This is a genomic window from Paraburkholderia sp. J7 (assembly GCF_905220155.1).
In the GTDB taxonomy this organism is placed as follows: domain Bacteria; phylum Pseudomonadota; class Gammaproteobacteria; order Burkholderiales; family Burkholderiaceae; genus Paraburkholderia.
Genome location: NZ_CAJMYZ010000131.1, coordinates 1 through 286 on the forward strand (window position 1 = coordinate 1; position 286 = coordinate 286).

The window sequence follows — 286 nt, forward strand, 5'->3', positions numbered from 1 at the left end:
AGGCAAGGGCCCGTTCCGCTGGGTGGCGCTCTCGGGCGATCCTGAGGATATCTACAAGACCGACGCCAAGGTCAAGGAGCTGATCCCTGACGATCCGCACCTGCACAACTGGCTCGACATGGCGCGCGAGCGCATTGCGTTCCAGGGGCTGCCCGCACGTATCTGCTGGGTGGGCGTGAAGGACCGCTATCGTCTGGGCCAGGCGTTCAACGAAATGGTCAAGAACGGCGAACTGAAGGCGCCGATCGTGATCGGCCGCGACCACCTCGACACCGGCTCGGTGGCG

The 286-nt window shown here is 64.7% G+C and carries 1 pseudogene; it reads left to right on the plus strand.

Annotated features, from left to right (window positions below):
- Nucleotides 1-286: pseudogene (locus U5A58_RS40645) on the plus strand (urocanate hydratase); the annotation flags it as partial.